This window comes from Algoriphagus aurantiacus, from assembly GCF_035156405.1.
In the GTDB taxonomy this organism is placed as follows: Bacteria; Bacteroidota; Bacteroidia; order Cytophagales; family Cyclobacteriaceae; genus Algoriphagus; species Algoriphagus aurantiacus.
In genome coordinates, this window is record NZ_JAXRUT010000010.1 from 87,194 (window position 1) to 106,882 (window position 19,689).

Annotated in this window: 14 protein-coding genes; 4 read left to right on the forward strand and 10 right to left on the reverse strand. The window is 40.4% G+C overall.

Annotation, left to right across the window (positions count from 1 at the left end; all coding sequences use genetic code 11):
- Positions 1 to 156: 156 nt before the first annotated feature.
- The 10 genes from SYJ56_RS11865 to SYJ56_RS11910 form a co-directional block, all read right to left on the reverse strand.
- Entirely contained in the window at positions 157 to 1,431 is a 1,275-nt protein-coding gene (locus SYJ56_RS11865; protein ID WP_323834314.1) for a mandelate racemase/muconate lactonizing enzyme family protein, read from the reverse strand.
- 23 nt (positions 1,432 to 1,454) lie between these two features.
- Complete coding sequence (locus SYJ56_RS11870; RefSeq protein ID WP_323834315.1) at positions 1,455 to 2,393, reverse strand: RraA family protein; 939 nt, start codon at positions 2,391 to 2,393, stop codon at positions 1,455 to 1,457.
- Between the two features lie 56 nt (positions 2,394 to 2,449).
- A complete protein-coding gene (locus tag SYJ56_RS11875) occupies positions 2,450 to 3,967 on the reverse strand; it encodes a SusD/RagB family nutrient-binding outer membrane lipoprotein (protein WP_323834317.1) in 1,518 nt (505 codons plus the stop codon).
- A gap of 11 nt (positions 3,968 to 3,978) precedes the next feature.
- Positions 3,979 to 7,521, reverse strand: a complete 3,543-nt coding sequence (locus tag SYJ56_RS11880) for a SusC/RagA family TonB-linked outer membrane protein (protein ID WP_323834319.1) — start codon at positions 7,519 to 7,521, stop codon at positions 3,979 to 3,981.
- A gap of 33 nt (positions 7,522 to 7,554) precedes the next feature.
- The gene (locus SYJ56_RS11885; protein WP_323834321.1) at positions 7,555 to 8,574 is read right to left on the reverse strand and encodes a FecR family protein; all 1,020 of its coding nucleotides are present in this window, start codon (positions 8,572 to 8,574) and stop codon (positions 7,555 to 7,557) included.
- Between the two features lie 135 nt (positions 8,575 to 8,709).
- On the reverse strand, positions 8,710 to 9,342 hold the full coding sequence (locus SYJ56_RS11890; RefSeq protein WP_323834323.1) for an RNA polymerase sigma factor: 633 nt from the start codon (positions 9,340 to 9,342) through the stop codon (positions 8,710 to 8,712).
- Positions 9,343 to 9,459: 117 nt separating this feature from the next.
- Positions 9,460 to 10,599, reverse strand: a complete 1,140-nt coding sequence (locus tag SYJ56_RS11895; RefSeq protein ID WP_323834325.1) for a DUF819 family protein — start codon at positions 10,597 to 10,599, stop codon at positions 9,460 to 9,462.
- A gap of 8 nt (positions 10,600 to 10,607) precedes the next feature.
- Entirely contained in the window at positions 10,608 to 11,693 is a 1,086-nt protein-coding gene (locus SYJ56_RS11900) for a DegT/DnrJ/EryC1/StrS family aminotransferase (protein WP_323834326.1), read from the reverse strand.
- Positions 11,674 to 12,963, reverse strand: a complete 1,290-nt coding sequence (locus tag SYJ56_RS11905) for a glycosyltransferase family 4 protein (protein ID WP_323834327.1) — start codon at positions 12,961 to 12,963, stop codon at positions 11,674 to 11,676. Before SYJ56_RS11905 ends, SYJ56_RS11900 begins: the two co-directional genes overlap by 20 nt.
- Before the next feature lie 135 nt (positions 12,964 to 13,098).
- Entirely contained in the window at positions 13,099 to 14,550 is a 1,452-nt protein-coding gene (locus SYJ56_RS11910; RefSeq protein WP_323834328.1) for an NADP-dependent isocitrate dehydrogenase, read from the reverse strand.
- Positions 14,551 to 14,762: 212 nt separating this feature from the next.
- Here SYJ56_RS11910 and SYJ56_RS11915 point away from each other — a divergent pair, with 212 nt between their 5' ends.
- The 4 genes from SYJ56_RS11915 to lolB1 all read left to right on the forward strand — a co-directional run bounded on the left by SYJ56_RS11915 (position 14,763) and on the right by lolB1 (position 19,689).
- Positions 14,763 to 15,548: an enoyl-CoA hydratase/isomerase family protein gene (locus tag SYJ56_RS11915; RefSeq protein WP_323834329.1), complete on the forward strand. Its 786-nt coding sequence runs from the start codon at positions 14,763 to 14,765 to the stop codon at positions 15,546 to 15,548.
- Between the two features lie 15 nt (positions 15,549 to 15,563).
- Positions 15,564 to 17,069 (forward strand): lipopolysaccharide biosynthesis protein, encoded by a 1,506-nt coding sequence (locus SYJ56_RS11920; RefSeq protein ID WP_323834330.1) that lies wholly within the window; start codon positions 15,564 to 15,566, stop codon positions 17,067 to 17,069.
- A gap of 159 nt (positions 17,070 to 17,228) precedes the next feature.
- Positions 17,229 to 18,956 carry a tetratricopeptide repeat protein gene (locus SYJ56_RS11925; RefSeq protein ID WP_323834332.1) on the forward strand — a complete coding sequence of 576 codons (1,728 nt, stop codon included), beginning with the start codon at positions 17,229 to 17,231 and terminating at the stop codon, positions 18,954 to 18,956.
- Positions 18,949 to 19,689 (forward strand): lipoprotein insertase outer membrane protein LolB1, encoded by a 741-nt coding sequence (lolB1, locus tag SYJ56_RS11930; RefSeq protein ID WP_323834334.1) that lies wholly within the window; start codon positions 18,949 to 18,951, stop codon positions 19,687 to 19,689. Before SYJ56_RS11925 ends, lolB1 begins: the two co-directional genes overlap by 8 nt.

The following is a 19,689-nucleotide window of genomic DNA, read 5'->3' on the forward strand; positions in this document are numbered from 1 at the left end:
TTATTCATAGTTATTTTAGTAGGGTTTATTATTCATTTAAAGAGCTGTTTTCAAAGCTTTTATAAGAATGAAAATCTATCATGATCAAAACTCTTTTATTTATTTGCTCATTCTAATTGTCAAGACAAGGCTCTGCACTGGTGAATCCATTCCAGATTATTCAAAGAAAGGGATGCCAGGAACTGCATGCTTTTTCATACCTTCCTCGTTGATTTCCACACCGATACCTGGTTTTTCTGAAAGCGTGATAAAACTATTTTCAGTTCTTGGACCATCATATGTCACGATATCTTTCCAGAGATCATCTTTGTCCATATAGATTTGCCACTCCATGATCTGGAAATTTGGGACAGAGGCACACACATGACAACTAGCCATCGCGCCCAGAAAAGAAGCAACCATGTGCGGTGAGAACGGAACGTAATAGAGATTGGCCAGATTAGCGATGCGCTGGCCTTCACCTAGTCCACCTGCTTTCTGCAGGTCTGGCATAATAATATTCACCGCGCCGTCAGATAACAACTTGGCAAAACCATAGGCTAGGTAAATGTTTTCTCCAGTACAGATAGGTGTACTTGTTTCTTGCGTGATATGCTTATATACTTCAGGATTATCCGCTGGTATTGGTTCTTCGAGAAACATTAAGTTCAAAGGCTCATACATTTTAGCCATTTTCATCCCGGTTACCGCATCATATCGTCCATGCATATCTACACAGATATCTATATTGGGGCCCACCCCTTCTCGTACCGCAGCGATAGCATTGTACATTCTTTCAATTTCGGCAGGACTTGCCGTCCAATTGAAGCGGTCATATTTATTTGGATCTCTACCGTCATCTACATCGAATTTCACTGCGTTGTATCCTCTGGAGACAGCATCTTTTGCAGCTGCGGCATAATGATCCGGAGTAGGATTGGTAGATGTATAAAGTGCTGTATCGCAATACACGCGGATTTTATCCCGATATTTTCCTCCTAAAAGCTGATAGACCGGAACACCAAACACCTTGCCTGTGATATCCCAAAGTGCTGTCTCAAGCGCTGTCAAAACAGCTACAAAAACGCCAGACTGGGCACCACCAAAAAAGGCTCCTTTACGGATTTGCTCCGCCAATCGATTTGGGTTAAGCGGATTCTGTCCCCTGATCTGTTCTCCCAATCTTTTGACTAAATAGTAAGAACCATGAATGGCATCCACAGCTTCACCACAACCCCAGACATCTTGATTAGTATAAATTTTTACATATACTGCTCCTCTTACAAAACCGCATTTCACATCGGTTATTTTAAGATCGGCAGGATTCGAGTAGGGATTTTGTCGGGCCACTGCTTCATTTAAACCTCCAAAAGTTCCCAATAAGCCAGCGCCAGTCAAGCCAGCAACAGCACTTTTTTGGAGAAATGATCTTCTTGTATTGTTAGGTTTCATAGGTTTATCAGGTTATAAATTAGTTACCAAGTTCTGTTTTTCAGGATTTCCTGAATCTGTTCTCTTGCTATCGGAAGTTCATCTATATGAGCTGTGAGCCATTGGGAAAAATCCTTTTCAATCTCTTCAGACCATCGTGTATCAATCTGTCCAGCAGTATACGTTCCTTCTCTTAATCGCTCATGACCAAACATATCCCTAAGGCGGACTACCTCAGAAGTAACGACCACTTTTTCCGCCAAATGCGCTGGAATAAAAGATACCGCTCCATCTCTGCCAAGCACCACATCTCCTGCCATAACAGTTACCTGATGAATCCTGGTAGGTTTATTGATTCCGATCAGCATGGTATTCAAGTCACCCGGTTGATTGTGATGTGAAGGATGATAACTGGAAACAAATGAAGTGAATGAGCCTAATTCCTTCAGCCCAACAATGTCTCTCACTGCTCCATCATACACGATACCATTTCCAGATTTGGCATAAATAGCATTTCCTACATTGTCACCGATTGTGGGCCCACCATTATGAATTCCGAACTGATCAACCACATAAACATCTCCTTTTTGCAGTATATCAACCGGCCAAGAGTTTTGCCCTCTTTTCCCCTCTTTTTTTCCTCGCTCGTCAATCGCATCGTGGATATCAGGTCTTCCAGGCATAAAAGTCGCTGTCACGGCTCTGCCAATTAAGACACTATCCGGATTGATCAATATTCCCCAGCCATCTGCATACTGATATTTATAGCCCTCATTTTTCATGACTGCCCAGGCTTCATCATGAGTTACTTCTCTCATTCTTCGAAGAATATCATCCGATACTTTCGGCCTTCCATCTTCAAATCGCTCTCCCTCCCACTGCTGGGTGAGAAAAAGCATCTCTTCTTTTGAAATTTGCTGAGCAAATACACCTGAAATAATAACTAGGGTCAGCGAAAGGGTGATTGTAATTTTCTTTATCATAAGCTTATTAGTAGTTAAAAAAACTAGGCCCCGCTAACGCGGAGCCTAGTTTTAATTTATTTGTCCCACCAAACTTTGGTCTCCAGATTATCAGCTCCCTGAGCAGAAATGGCTGCTCCAACATTTTCTGAATTCACAGAAATTTCAGAATTAGGATAAGTTAACCGATTGATAAATACAACTTCCCTTCCCTGAAATGGATTTGGATCCAACATCGGATAGCCAGATCTGCGGAAATTCGCAAAAGCCTCCGGTCCATTCAGGAATGAGGAAACCCAATATTGTGTATTGATTTGTTCTAAAGCTTTTGATGCATCAAATGGATTAGCAGTTAGATATGCCTCTACTGCTGAAGGGGCAATTGAAGATGCTTCATCTACCGTACCCAACTGATCCATGTGTGCTCGCACTCCGGCATTATAGTAGGTTTCAACATCTCCTACATTGATCCAACCTCTATTTCTCGCTTCAGCCAATAGAAGGAAGTTCTGAGAGGCCGTCACCAGAAAATTAGGAGCAGTGTTTTTCGCAAGTCTTCTTCTGTCTGCTTGGGCAAATTCATAGAAACTATTCAACCCTAAGTCTGAAGCTGCTTTCACCGCCCCAGCGTTATCATTGCCCATAGGCATTCCTACATGGACACTAGCCTCATAAGTCTCATTGGCGGGAGTTTGCTCAGGACCAGATAGGGCACCTACATAGGTTACTGCTATTGCAGATAATCTAGGATCATTTTTACTTCTCAAATACTCTACAAATGGCTCTGTTAAATAGAAATTCGAAGCTTCTGTAGAATTCAATAAGTTCCCGATCGTGTTGGTATAGTTAGGATCATGGGCAATTTTGGCATTATCCGAATTCGTCAAAATCACACCTCCCTGAAATGCTGTCTGGACTACTTGCTGAGCTTTTGCAGCATCTACCTCACTCAATCTCATCCCTGCTCTGAGCAATAAGGAGTACCCAAAGCTCTTCCACTTATTCAAATCCCCGCCGTATAAAATATCTGCAGTTTCCATCTTACCTGAGAGGTTAAGCGCAGCTGTAGCTTCAGTCAGTTCCTTAATGATATCTTCATAAATGACTTCTTGAGAATCATAAACGGGGAAATATACCTGCTGAGAATAACCTTCTCCTCCTTCAAAATAAGGAATGCTTCCGTAGTCATCAGTCAAAACCATAAATGCAAATGCCTGAATAATTCTTGTCATATGAAACAGATTAGCTCTGCTCGGATCATCTTGAACTTGGCTGATTACATCTTTGGTATTCTTGATCACATTTCGATAGTAACCTTGCCAAAGTTCTTGTGTGGAAGCTCTATTATCTTGATTGTAATTGGCTCCAGTAAGCACACCTGAGTTTGGTGAAATAATCTGTTGGACGACTCCAATATCATAAACTAAAGTACCGTTTGGATAAGCGCAGCCAACTATCGCTGCATTCAACTGAAATCCTGGATCGATCGCAGTAGCACTAACTTTATTAGTATTCAGCTCGTCGAAATTGTTATCACATGCTGATGAGTACATCAAAATGGACACTGCGAATATATAATTAATGATCTTTTTCATGTCTGTATAGCTTAGAATTTGACATTAAGATTGAAACCTAAACCTCTGGTAGATGGAAGACCAGTGGACTCCATACCGACTAAATTATCGGATGAATACCCGAATGATTCTGGATCGATATTATCAACCCATTTCTTTATCATGAATACATTGTTTGCTACGAAATTCAGTTTAACTGATTTGAATGGCTGATTATCTGGCAAATGCTTGGTAAAATCATAGCCTAACGTAATTTGCCGTAGCTTCCAATATCCTCCATCATAGATCACCGGCTCTATTAAAGCCTGTGACCTCACTACTTCCCAGTAGGATTGTACAGGTGCGACTACTGTGTTGATCTCACCAGCTTCGTTCACCCCTTCACCTACAACTCCACCTTCTCTTCCTTCCAAAGTCATCTTATGAAGGCCGTGTCTTGTTGCGTTGAAATTGGTACCAGAAAGCATGATATTTCCTAGTTTGAAATCAATCAGGAAAGAAAGCATGACACCTTTGTAATTGAATGAGTTATTAAAACCTCCTACCCAATTTGGTAGTGCACTACCAAAATTCACCAAATCCGAAGTACGAAGCGGTATTCCGTTAGCACCGAAAATCTTTCTTCCTTGCTCATCTCTTCTGTAGCCAAATCCAGCGACTTGCCCCATTTCCATTCCCACGATTTGTCGCAATTCTCCATTAAACACATGGGTTCCTACTGTGATTCGCTCTCCAGGTGTATCTGTTAGAAGACTAAGCACTTCCGTTTTATTATAAGCTGCATTTATGGTCGACTCCCAAGTAAACTTATCGTTTTCAACTGGGACTAAAGTCAAAAGCATTTCCACACCTTTGTTTTCACTTTGACCACTATTAATAGAAGTATTGACAAATCCAGAAGCATCTGAAATCTGGGCACTTACGATCTGATCTGTAGTGAGTTTTCTATACGCTGCCATATCAAGACTTACTCTGCCCTGGAACATCCGTAGCTCAAATCCAACTTCAGCTTCTCCAATTCTCATTGGGCGTAAATTCGGATTTGGAAGATTGTTACCGTTAGGTCCTCCGACAGGCTGACCTCCAAAAAGATTATTGTTGATGCCGTAAAAAAGTACATTGGAATAAGCTCCCACATCAGCATCACTACCCACTTCTGCATAAGCAACTCTCAGTTTACCAAAATTCAACCACCCTCCTTTATCAAAATTCTCAGTAAATACCCAACTGGCAGAAACGGAAGGGTATAGGATACTTCTGTTTTCTTCGGACAGCGTAGAGAACCAATCATTCCGTACTGTACCTGTCAGAAATAGCATATCATTATATGACACTTCAGCAGATCCATACAGTGAATTAACAGCACGTTCATTGAGATCATAAATAGGGTCTTTCGCCCTACCATTTTGTACAGTATAAAGATCTCGCACCACAAAGTCTGTGACCTGTACACTATTCAAATCAGATCTTCGCTGCATGTGATTACCGCCAAGATTCACATTCACTCCAAAATCACCGAAATCCTTATTGGCATTAATCAAAAAGTCTGTGTTCAATTCACGAAATCTGCGTTGATCCTGCGTGTAGACACCATTTACGAAACCGGCTGGTGCTGGAGCCCGCGAAGCCTGTCCTGTAGGGAAGTTATTATAATCCTGATCTCTAGTCCAGAAATCCTGACCTACTCTCCCTTGGACAAACAACCAGTCTGTCAGGTTGTATTTAACTGCGATATTCCCAAAAATTCTATCTCTACGGATATTTTGGAATTGATCAGAAAGTGTGAAATAGGGATTGGTACGATTCCTGAATCTCGAATAAACAGCCTCGTTACCATCCGCATCGTATCTATTGTCGCGAAGTACATCCAAAGGCATGGAATTCGCCATAGTGTACAGTGCCACTGGAATGGTGTTATCTTGCTGACCTATGTTAGGCGGATTTTCATTGTCTTCGTGGGAGTAATTAAAGTTTCCACGGAAACTCAGTTTCGAATTCAGATCATACGCAAAACCTAAATTAATGGTCTTCCTGTTATAGGTGTTGTTTGGAACAATTCCCTTACTATTTAGATCCGAAAACGATAAACTCATTCCGCCTTTTTCACCTGAAGTTGCCAGGGTGATCGAATTGGTCATATTTTGTCCGTTGCGAAAAAAATCATTAACAATTCCCCTTACAGGTTCATAAGGCACAGTCACTCCATCAAAGAGCATCTGAGTCATTCCAGGCTGAAATTTCTCGCCAAAAGACCATTGTCCAGAAGTAGGGTTAGGAGTAGTAGGCCTTACACCTTGCTCTCCTTGACCGTACTCATATTGATAATCCGTAAAATCTAGCGGAGCCTCATTTGTATAGTTCAGGTTATAAGTCACTCCTAATCCCCGACTATCATTTTTGCTTTTAGTAGTGATCATCACTACCCCATCCTTGGCACGAGAACCATATAATGCCGCTGCTGCAGCCCCCTTTAAGATCGTCATAGATTGCACATCATCAGGATTGATACTGGATAGTCCGTCACCTCCATCGGAAGTATTTCCTCCTCCACGTACACCAATACTGCTATCTGATGCATTATTCCCTGGGTTGGAACCAAAGTTAGTATTGTCAATAGGCACACCGTTTACAACGATCAGGGGATTATTTTGACCTGAGATTGAAGACTGGCCACGAATACGGATCTTCGATGTACCGCCAGGTCCTGACCCTAAAGCTGAGATGCTTACTCCGGCAACCTTTCCTTGGAGCGCGTTCATGACATTAGGCGTTCTGTTGATCGTCAGCTCATCTGATTTGACTGTTGATGTGGCATAACCGAGACTTTTAGCAGATTTCTCAATTCCCAAGGCGGTTACCACTACTTCTTCGAGGTTACTTTCATCAACTTGCATGTTAAGGTTAATTACTGACCTATTACCCACCACAATTTCTTGATTGAGATATCCTACAAATGAAAAAACTAACACAGATGTCTCACTTTCTGCATTAATAGAATAGTTACCGTTACTGTCGGAGACCGTACCTACAGATGTTCCCTTTAGAAGAATGTTAACTCCTGGGAAACCCATTCCATTTTCATCAGTAACCTTACCGGTAATTTCAACTCTTCGGCGATCGATTTGGGGTTTGACATTTCTTACAATACTCGAATTTGTAATAGAATTACCCCCATCCGTAGATGTTGCTAAAGACGCGGTTTGAACGTTTTTCAAATCAGAGTCTCTTGTAGATCGACTAGGCCTGTTTTGAAATATTACATAAAAATTTTCACCGGCCTTTTGGTAGCTGAGTCCCGTTTCTTTCAGGACTAACTTCAATCCTTCTTCCACAGTGCTAAAGGAAGAGCTAGATGTCTTGATTCTTTTCGACTGAACCAATTCATCTTTGTAAGCTATCGAGACATTAAATTTATTCTCGAATTGACTTAGAACTTCCTTCAGTTCTTTGCTTTCACTTCGGGATGACCCGGAGGTATCCAGTTTTCGTTCTGAAGCTATCAAACCCTCGACTTGCGCTGATGCAAACCAAGAAATCGAATAGCTTATACATAATAATAGTACAAACTTTCTCATTGTAAACAGGGTTCAGGTTATTTGGGGAACACTTCATTTTGGTTTTTTAATCAGGTACTTATTTTGTTCGTTCACTATTTCAATATTGAAGATTTTGGAAATCTGATCCATAAAATTAGCCGCATCGTCGAGTGGCATGGAGCCAGATGCTGTTTGTACTAAAATTTCATCATCCTCGACATCAATCTCAATTCCGTAGTTATTTTTGGCCATTTTAATGATATCACCTAGACTCGTTTCGTCCAAATAGAGTACTTTATCTTTCCAAGAAGTGTAGTGAACAGGATTTACTTTCTTACGCTGATACTTACTCTCTTTGAACTCTACTAGATCTCCGGGATTCATGACTATCTTACCTTGTTTTTCTTTCACCGGAAAACTCAAGGTTACCATTCCAGAAGTAAGCACCACTTCGGTCTCCTGGTATCGGTTATACACATTAAATTCTGTTCCTAATACTTCTATAGCCACATTTTGAGAGCTTAGTACTTTAAAAGGCTGATGATCTACTTTGTGAACCACATTAAAAAATGCCTCTCCTTCAATCCAAATTTCCCTAGCCATTTGGCCTTCCCAATTATCAACAAATACCAATTTGGAATTGGAATTCAGAATCACAGTGGAGCTATCCGGCAATATTATCTCTTTGGTTTCTCCAAAAGCAGTTTGGAATTCGACCTCCTTCGGTAAATCAAACCAATACCAGGCAAGTAATCCTAAAGCAATGGACGCGACTGCAGAAGCAAAAGGCAAGGATTTCCTTTTGCGAGAAGATGATTCAAATGACTTTGGGGGCAGTTTGATATCGGATTGGATTGCATCCCAAACTGAGCGCAATTCTGCTGGCTTCATTTCGAGCTTTAACTTTTCAAGACTCAAAATCATTGTTTTCGCTTCCTCTACCAGTTTAACTTTGGATGGGTGCGCATCTTTCCAGTCCATCCAAAATTCATTATGAACAGGATCAGAATACAAGACCCATTCCCTGAAAAATGGATCCGTCACAAAGTCATCCAATGAAAAATTATCGTAATCGGTAGGTTGATACTTCACAGCAGCTCTTTTGATTTATACCTATAAGAGTATCAGCACATCAAAACCTCATCATTTTTTTAATGTTTTTTTTGGGAAAAATAAGATTAAGCTATGATTGACAGGAATACGCACTGAATAACAGCTATTTATTTTTCAAAACAAGTAGATTAAAAAGGAGGTAAACAAGGAAGCTTTCATTACAACTCTCAAGCATTGTAAAGCTTTTGAAAGAAGATTGTGTGCTGAAGCAGGTGTAATGGACATTAAGCTTGCAATCTCAGAGTAGCTCAGGTCATTGAAATACTTAAGCACCAAAATTTCGCGCTGTCTTTTTGAAAGCTTAGTTAGTGCAGAGGCTATTTTCCCATTATTTTCCTTAGCGCAATCTTGGGAAACCAGGTGATCTTCAATTGAAGATTCATAATCAAAAGATTCCTGACCCTCATGCATATCAACATACAGCTTACGCTCTCTGTTGATATGCTGAATAAGTAGATTCCGAAATGATTTAAAAAGGTAATACTTGACAGAATCTATGTCAGAAAGCGTTTCTCTTCTATTCCATATACTGGTAAACAATTCCTGTATGCAATCTTTGACCAGTTCGCGGTTTTGGCAAAAATGCATTCCATAATTAAAAAGCAAATTTGAAAAGCGCTGATAAAGATTCGAAAAAGCAAGATCATTGCCCTTTCTGACACTTTGCCATAAGGCTTTGTCGTCAGATCTCGAGCTGGAGCTGGTTATCGGGCTTCTTGAAATAATTAGATCAACTTTACTACCCATTATCAAAATTTTATTACATAAAAATTCGATTTTAAGGTAGTAAATTTTTTAATCTTTATCAAACACTTACTTTCACTGACTAATAAAGATAAATCACCAATTATTGTACAAATAGAATCACCCCAACATCCCTGCAATAAAAAATCCTGCGTAAGTCCCCAACCCATTCCCTAGACTTCCCACCAACACACCCGGTATCAGCAAATCAGGTCGATTCAAACTCTCAGCTGAAGCAAGTGCTGTAGTATTCCCTCCCACGTTTGCCTGAGAAGCCACAGCAATGACATCCCAATCGATTTTGAAAAGTGCCCCAACTCCAAAAATCACTAGACCATGAATCAACACGAGTATGGAGACAAAGAGAATCAGTGTTCCTGCCAGATCGCCCAGACCCGCAAGTGTGCTCAAATCGCAAAGTGTGCCGATAGTTGCAAGAAAAAGCAAGATTAGAAAAAACCCTATTGTATGTGTTCCTGATAATTTCTTAACAAAAGACAATTGAGCCAAAATTAAAGCTATGGTCGTGAGGGTAAGGATCTCGGGTATTTGCGGAAAAAACTGAAAGACTAACTTTGAAACTGCCATAGCTAGGAAGGCCAGGCCTAGAATACTTGCCAGACCAGCAATACTAATAGATTCTTCCGTCTTTAATTTTTGTACTTCGCCTGGTTCAGGAAGCAGCTTTTTCCTGGGAAAAAATATCTGCAAATACTTGGGCAAAATCAACGTTGCAATAATCCATGGCGTCCCAATCAAATTATCTACCACAGTGGTGGCTGCAAATAAATCAGCATTCTCATTCACCTGGTAACTCAAAGCAATGGCATTGAAATTAATGCTGCCACCTATATAGGTTCCCGTGTACATCCCCGCGACAGCATTTGCCATGGTCCCAATTTCAGCAGCTGGCCGAACTAAAAACCAAGCAACCAGCACACCAATGATTGTCCCCAATGCACCAATACCAAACATAAGAAGTATAGGTCCTCCTGCTTTTTTAAGACTTTTGAGATCAACCTCTAACAAGGCTATAAAAATCCCCATCGGAGCTAAATACATAAAGACCCCCGTATAAACCGCGTTTCCGGTTGTCGCTGTTGGAATAATTCCAACATTGGATGCTATCGCTGTGGTGAGTATTACCAAAATCGGAGTACCGATTGTCTTCCATCCTCGGAATTTTGCAAGCCAAACTGAAAGCAATACAAATAAGCAAAGCATTCCACTGACGTAAATCGGGTCTTGAGTCCAGGTCATCAGGGAAATTAAGCGAAAAAGTCCTGAATAGCTTTAACTATATATGCTATTTCCTTTTCATTCATCCAAGAATTTAGTGGTAAGGAAAGTCCTTTCTCACTTAATTTTGTGGCATTTAAAAAATTTCCTTCACAATGGTAGGCATTCATATCTGGCAAAATATGTGGATAATGAATAGCTGTGCCAATTCCTTTGTCCATAAGAAAACTTTTCAATTCCTTTCTTCGGGCAGTTTGGATCACGAATAGGTGTGCATTATGATTTTCTTCTAAAAGACCGGGTGGAAGTTGTAACTCTTCAATTCCCGCCAGACCATCAATGTATAGTTGAGCATACTTTTTTCTCAGGTCCTGATATGAACCAAAACGCTTTATAAAAACATTTAAAAAACCCGCTTGAATGGAATCTATTCGACTATTTCTCCCTACCAATACATGTTCGTCACGAACTTTCTGACCATGATTGAGTAACAATCTTATTCTACCATTGAGCTCAGAAGAGTTTGTTAGACACATTCCTGCTTCTCCAAGAGCACCGAAATTTTTTGTCGGATAAAAACTCAGACATCCTATATCTCCAAAAGTACCAGCTGCCTTTCCATTTTGAAACGAGCCAAAGGATTGGGCTCCATCTTCAATTATAAACAGATTATACTTTTTAGCCTGGGATACCAAGCCTTCCATATCCACCATCTTCCCGTAGAGATGTACAGGTATAACAGCTTTGGTTTTTTCAGTAATAGCCTTATCCCAATCGGAAGCTAAAAGCCCATCTGTATCCGTATCGCAGAAAACTGGTTTTGCACCTACTATTATTACAGCTTCCGCAGTTGATACCCATGTAATAGCAGGAACAATTACTTCATCTCCTGTACCAATCCCAAGAGCTCGCAAGGCAAGTTCAAGAGCGTCTGTTCCATTGGCACAAGCAATAGTAAAAGGTGTATTGAGGTATACAGAGAGTTTGGATTCAAGTTTCTTTACCTCATCCCCGCCTGAAAAAATCCCTTCTTCGAGCATTTCAGCAAACTTGGATTTCAAAGCATCTTTCAGCTCCTCATCCATTCTCTTCAAATCAAGAAAGGGAATGTTCATCCAAAAAACTGGCTAATTGAAAACTTAAATTTCTTCGGGAATATTGTTCGATCCCTGATGCCGATTCCGCTTTTCCACTTCGCTCAAACAACTTCCTTAAGCTAACCTGAATGGCTACATGATCTGAATGAGCCAAAACTTCTCCAGCTCCGGATTCTTCCAATATCTTTGCGGAATCCCCTTTAGAATCTCCCAAAGCCAGGATTGGTAAGGTGGTTGCCATATATTCAAAAAGTTTTCCGGGGATATTTCCCTTTGCATTTTTAGTATTTGTGAGGATCAAAGCCAAAGCATCGGCCTTCGCATAAAACCCAAATACTTCCTGATGTGATACATACCCAGCAAAATTTACGTGAACAGAAAGCCAGGAATCAGCTTGGATCTCTTCGCGTACTTGCTCGCTCACTCGTCCTACAAAAGTGAATTGCACTTCTCCCTTTTCTTTTGAAAACTCCTCTTTCATCGCCTTAAGCAAAGGCATGGGATTTCTGATCGAATCAATGATCCCGGTATACACAAGATGCAGACTGCCCGCTTTTTTTTCTCCAACAGAAAAATTCTGAGGAATATCTGAGGAATCATAACCATTGGTAAGCAGGTTGATTTTCCGATCTGACAACTGATTCAAGTCTTGCTGAAATGTAGGAGAAATGGTGGTAACAACATCCGCCTCGCTAAGTATCTCTTGCTCCAATTTCTTATGCTTCTCCCGTACGCTGTTTTGCATGGGAAGTTTGTCAAGAAACTCCCACTGTGACCAAGGATCACGAAAATCTGCAAGCCAAAAAATATTCGTTTTTCGTTTTAGGTCTCTTCCTATCAAATGCATTGAATGTGGTGGCCCTGTCGTAATTATGGCCTGAAATTGTCCCTTCTCAACTAACTCCGTCAAAAATTTAACCGATGGCTTTACCCAAAAAATCCTAGGATCAGGAATCATCAAATTTGCCCGTAGCCAGATCGCTGCTTTTTCTATAAAACTTTGCTCTGTTTGCTCCATCACTCTTCCTGGATGCGATTCTTTTTTCCCACGAATCTTATCCAATAGTTGATAAGGCTCCCAAATCGGGAATTTCATTACCTCAAGATCGTTCGAGATTTCCTTTTCCAGACTCTCGTCTTTCAGATCAAAATCAGGATTCTCTGGGGTAAAAATCACTGGCTCCCAACCAGCCTCTGGCAAGTATTTGGCAAATTTCAGCCAGCGCTGTACTCCAGAACCTCCGCTCGGAGGCCAATAATAGGTAATGATTAGAACTCGCTTGGTCATAAATTGGGTACAATGTACTAAGTACAAAGTACCAAGTAGCAGGCCATAAAATCAACTATTTTAAAAAAAAGAGGGATTTGGTTTCCCATATCCCTCTGATTCATTTTATATCAAATTTGAATTATCAATATCAACTTACTCTCCCTGTGCAAGAGAATAACCCCTTACTCCGTCAAATGAGTATAAATTTTCAGTTTTGATGAAATCAAATCCCAATTCTTCTATTTGCTTCAGAAGCTCACGAATCTGAGCATGAGAGATATCAGATTGCTCAGCATTCTGAAATCTACATCTCCAATGATCTGTACAGAAGGACTCACGCATGCCATCAGGGAATACTTTGATGCCTCTATTGGTGATCAGGGTCAATTGCAACCCGTCAGCATTTGCCTGACGAAGCTTCTCGCCCAATACCTGAGGGTCTCTTCCCGGCTCATCCCAATCCACAAATACATCTACACCGATCAATTCTTTTTTGGCTTTGGTAACCGGAGAAACGAATACATTCATTGGGGTAGTATCCTTGTCAAATGACGCCGGGACCATCGAAGATGGAACTTGACCTAATCGTTCGATTACAGCATTGGCAAATTCTTCGGTACCAACTTTCTTCGCTGAAAGTCCTTCCTGATATATATCTCCAGTATGGATTCCATCTTCTAGCGTCTTCATCCAGGCATTGGAGATTTTCTCTGCAATCTCAGGCTGACCTATATGAACTAGCATCATGATCGCACCATTCAGCAATCCTGAAGGATTAGCTATTCCCATTCCTGTGATATCTGGAGCTGAGCCGTGAATCGCTTCAAACATCGCTACTTCCTCACCCACATTGGCAGATCCACCAAGTCCGACAGAACCTGTAACTTGAGCAGCAACGTCAGAAATAATATCCCCGTAAAGATTCAAGGTCACTATTACATCAAAGGTCTCCGGTCTATCAGCGATCAAGGCCGTTCCGATATCGATGATCTTGTGATCATTTTCAATTTCAGGATATTCCTTAGCTATTTCGTCGAAAGTCTTGTGGAATAGACCATCAGCCAACTTCATGATATTATCCTTAGTCATACACGTCACTTTCTTACGACCGTATTTTTTGGCATACTCAAATGCATATCGGATAATTTTCTCAGAACCTGGCTTAGAGATCAATTTCAAAGATTGAAAAACTTCCTGAGTCTGTCTATGTTCGATTCCTGCATACAAATCTTCTTCATTCTCTCGAATGATTACTAAATCTGTCTTGGGGAAATGAGTCTGAATAAATGGTGAAAAGGCCTTACAAGGTCTCACGTTTGCATACAAACCAAAAGAAGTTCTGGTTGTAACGTTTAGCGATTTAAAACCACCACCCTGAGGCGTAGTAATAGGCGACTTCAAGAAAATTTTAGTTTCTCTTAGCGATTCAAATGCATTTGGTTCCATACCAGAACTGATACCTTTGAGATAAACTTGCTCTCCGATTTCGATTACATCGTATTCCAGCTGAGCACCAGCTGCTTCGAGGATCGCCAAAGTTGCCTTCATGATTTCGGGACCGATCCCGTCACCATAGGCAACCGTAATTTTTCTTTTAGAAGACATATTAATATAGCGGATTTAGTTAAAATTCGATTTAGAACAAAAGTAAATAAAAATGTGGAAGCAGTTTTTTGACCTGAGACAAAATCAACATTATCCATACTTAAATTACAAAAGGGGTAATAATCCCTTACCTTAGGTTTAGCATTTTCTAAGTACGCGGTTTGGGATTGAATACCCTGCTTGTATATTTGTTTCCTACTCATCAATAAACTATGGCTGATATCAAAAATATCCTAACTGATGTGAAAAGTGGAGTGCTCCATCTCACCATCAATCGTGAAGACAAAATGAACGCGCTGAATTTTGAGACTTTGGAGGAATTGAGGGCGATTTTTGAAGAGGTATCTGACAAAAAAGAAATCAAAGCTGTGATCATTACAGGGTCAGGCGAAAAGGCCTTTGTGGCCGGTGCTGACATTAGTGAAATAGCTTCGCTAAATGAAGTAAATGCACGAAAATTTGCTGAAAACGGGCAAGAAATTTTTAGTATAATAGAAAACTGCCACAAGCCTGTAATCGCCGTTAACAATGGTTACACTCTTGGTGGAGGCTGCGAATTAGCCATGGCATGTCACATGAGAATTGCAACTGCCAACGCAAAATTTGGACAGCCTGAAGTCAATCTAGGAATCATTCCAGGCTATGGCGGTACTCAGCGATTGACTATCCTGATCGGTAGAGGAAAAGCCAACGAACTAATGATGACTGGCGACATGATAGGTGCTGAAGAAGCCAAAACCTTAGGACTTGTTAATTATGTACTTCCTACCAAAGAGGAAGCTTTATATAAAGCTGAGGAAATCATAGCCAAAATTCTAAGCAAGGCTCCCCTCGCCATAGGCATGATTATCGACTGTGTCAATTCGGCTTATGTACCTGATGAAAATGGCTTTCAAACTGAGGCAAATAGCTTTGCCAGATGTGTTAAATCAGGTGACTATAAAGAAGGAACTTCTGCTTTTCTAGAAAAAAGAAAGCCGCATTTCAAAGGAGAATAGGCTCCTTTTCACTGAATGAGTAATTTTAAAAAACTAGCCGGACAAACCGCCGTTTATGGACTGAGTAGTATCCTCGGTCGATCGATTAACTTTTTAATGATCATCGTGTATACCGAATACCTCAGCAAAGAGGCTTTTGGTTCGTTTACGAGCATTTATGCACTGATCGGGTTTATGAATATCGTCTTCACTTATGGGATGGAGACAACTTTTTTCAGATACTGCACTGGCAAAAACCTTGATCCAAACAAAGTTTATAATTCCACCCAATCCTTGCTCATCACAAGCACGCTAGTGCTAGGGTCAGGGCTTTTTTTACTAGCACCTTGGCTTGCAGAATGGCTGGATTACCCTGGACAGGCTTATTTATTTAGATGGACTGCCTTAATACTATCTTTTGATGCGATTCTGGCTATCCCTTTTGCCAAACTCCGGCTGGAAAACAAAGCACTGATTTTCGCCGGAACTAAAATCATTAACATTCTCCTTAATATATTTTTCAACCTACTGCTGATCATAGGGTTTCCTTACATGATCTCATCTGGAATTATTCCAGAGGGTTTTCTAGGTTATAGATCAGATTGGGGAATAGAATATATTCTTCTTTCCAACCTATTCGCCAACGGCTTGATCATTCCATTCGTCTGGTGGAAAGCCGGTTTTTTCCAGTTCAAACTGGAAGGCGCTATCATCAAACCCATGTGGATCTATTCCATTCCACTGCTATTTATGGGATTAGCGGGAGTCACAAACGAACTGTTTTCACGGTTCCTGTTTGAATACGTGCTCCCTCCAAATTTCTACGCTGGACTTAGTGCTAGGGAAGCAGGAGGGGTATTTGGAGCAAATTTCAAGCTTGCTATTTTGATGAATCTGGTTATTCAAGCATTCAAGTATGCCGCAGAACCCTTTTTTTTCAAGCAAGCATCAGACAAGAACTCACCCCTATTGTATGCCAAGGTCATGCATGTCTTTATTATTTTTTGCACGGTATTGATGATTTCTATCTCCGTAAACTTGGATTGGATTGGCCCTTTGTTTTTGAGAAAACCTGACTATGAGGAAGGCCTATTTATCGTCCCTACACTTCTAATGGGCTATTTACTTCTTGGGGTATATTTTAATCTTTCAATTTGGTTTAAGATAACCGATCAAACAAAATACAGTTTCTGGATTACTCTTGTAGGAGCGATCATCACCATAGCCATTATTTTCATATTTGTTCCTATTTGGGGATATATGGGTGGTGCGCTAAGTACGATTACCTGCTATTTTGTGATGTGCCTGCTTTGTTACTTTTATGGTCAAAAACATTATCCCATTCCTTATCAAACAGCAAAAGGCCTCTTTTACCTTTTGCTTTCATTTGTAGTGAGTTACCTGGGATTTTACTTGAACCTGGGGGTTCCCGCACTAAATTTCTTTGTTAAAAACGGTATGATTCTACTTTACCTGGGACTTATCTTCTTTCTGGAAAAAGAACAGATCATGTCCTATTTGCCTCGCAGTAAAAATCTATAATATTTATTTTCACAAACCTAGGATCATTTTTGAGTCAACTAGCGTTAACAAGACGAAAAGCCCTAAAAGCTATTTAGTAGTTCATTCCTAGTAACAAACAAAGTCTAATTGCATAAAAGGCATTATGTTTGTGAATCATTGCCGCAGTCCCTATTTCCCGTGAATTTAAAAAGAACACTTCTCATATTTCTCTTAGTCGCTACTAGCTCGACTGCAAGTTTTGCCCAAGACAGACTTTCTAAGAAAGAGCGTAAGGCCCAGCTAAATGAATCTCAAGGCACTCGATATTTCATTGAAGGCGAAAAAAACCTTGTGCTTGATGATTTGGAAAAAGCCTTTTTCTATTTCCAAAAAGCGCTGGAGTTCTCACCTGAAGAGCCAGCCATTCATTATAAGATCGCAGAGATTTTAGTGAAGGCAAATCAAGCTGAAAAGGCAATGCCCTATGCTGTAAAAGCAGCTGAGCTTGATAATGAAAATAAGTACTATTCACTGATGCTGGCAGAAATTTATACGAATCTAAAACAACCACTCAAGGCAGCGGATATTCTAGAAAAATTGACCGCAGGTGGAGAAAACAACCAACAATACAACCTAGACCTAGCTTCTATTTATCTGAACGCAGGAGAGCTAGACAAAGCCCTCATAGTACTAGATCGCGCAGAGGAATTTTTTGGAGTGATGGAGCCTATCACGATTCAGAAACAGCGGATTTATTTAAATAATAACAACCTCAGCAAAGCCATAGCAGAAGGTCAAAAACTGGTAGAAGCACGTCCTGGTAACCCCGCTTATGTGATGAATCTTGTTGAGATTTTATATAACAATAACCGGGTAGATCAGGCATTAGAGCTAGTAAATGGAGAAATCAATAAATATCCGAACCAGCCAGAATTGCAAATGGCAGCACACACCCTGCTGAAAGACAAGGGGAAAATAGAAGAATCAAAAAATCATCTTTATTCGGCCTTTGCTAGCCCTGATCTGGACCCTGAAGTCAAATCAAAGGCTTTCCTCAGTATATTAAATGAGATAAAAACCCAAGAACGAGATGCGCTTTTAGATAGCTTGGAGAGCTTGATGACAACCTCAAGTCCAGAAAATGCAGAAATCTATGCCGTCCTTGGTGAGCGTAGAATCCAAGAAAATAAACCGGAAGAAGGCATAAATTACTTCAAAAATTCACTTTTGATTAATCCTAAGAATGCCAAATTGCTTGAGCAAGTGATTTTGGGATCTTTTGGGGAAAATGCAGATTTCAAAGAATTGGAACAATTCACCATTCTTGGAGTGGACGAATTTCCACAAAATCCGGAATTCTGGTTTTACGATGGGGTAGTAAAGTCTGCTCAAAAGAAAGATGATGAAGCCGTTAAATCTCTAAATAAAGCAATCGAATTAAATGCCAATAAAAATCCTCAATTAGATCAGGTCGCTTTCGGATCACTCGGAAGTTCTCTCTATAATTTGGGAGAAAAGGAAGAAGCTTTTCGGAATTTCGATAAAGCACTGGAGCTCAACCCAAATGACGAGCAAGTCTTGAATAATTATTCTTATTTCCTTTCCCTAGAAAAGAAGGATTTGGATAAGGCAAAGACAATGTCTTATAAAGTTGTTACGCGCTTTCCAGACAATGGCACTTTCCTTGATACACATGCTTGGGTCCTTTTTCAGTTGGAAGATTACGAGGGTGCAAAGAAATTCATGGACTTAGCCATGAAGCATGAAACTAAACCGAGTGCCGTGATGCTTGAGCATTATGGCGATATTTTATTCCATCTTGGCAAGAAGAACGAAGCACTGAGTTATTGGAAAAAAGCTGAAGGAAGCCCTGAAGCGTCAGATAAACTTTCACAGAAAATAAAAGAAGGAAAATACCATGAATAAACTTTTTGCAGGAATCGTGCTCGTCATAGGCTTAGGCTTACTTTTCTCCTGCTCCAAAAAGACGATTGTCTATCAGGCAGATGGAAAAATGGAAGATTTTTCTCCCGTTTATACCGACTATGAATTCATGAACGCAAAAGCGAAAGTGGTAATAGAGGAAGAATCAGGTAAAATCACCCGCGGAAGCTTGAATCTACGCGCCAAGAAAGATTCAGTGCTTTGGTTTATTATTTCTCCCGGAATGGGAATGGAAGCTGTAAGAGGCTTGATCACACAGGATAAAATCCAAATCAAAGACAGAATTGGTAAAGAAGATATTAACCTGACCTTCAAAGAATTTGAATCTATTTATGGTCTGAAATTATCTCTGGATGTATTCCAAAACGTACTCTTTGCCAACCCTCCACATGAGGTTGATTACAAAGACAGATTGGTTCGTGTAGGTAAATCATTTGAACTGACTCAGGTACGGGATAAAGTTCGATACTTCTCCAAAGTTGATGTCAATTACAGAAAGGTCTCTGAGTTAGTGAGCAATTCTCTAGATGATCGTGGTTCTTTGCTTGCCAGCTATGCTACGTTTCAGGAAGTAGATTCCAATCCTTTCCCTCTTGAAGTTCTCTACAAGTTAGCCTATCAACTCCCAGAAGGCGGACAGAACACCATTATTCACGTGGAATGGACTTCCGTTGATCCTTACTCCGAACCACTTAGCTTTCCCTTCAAATTTTGA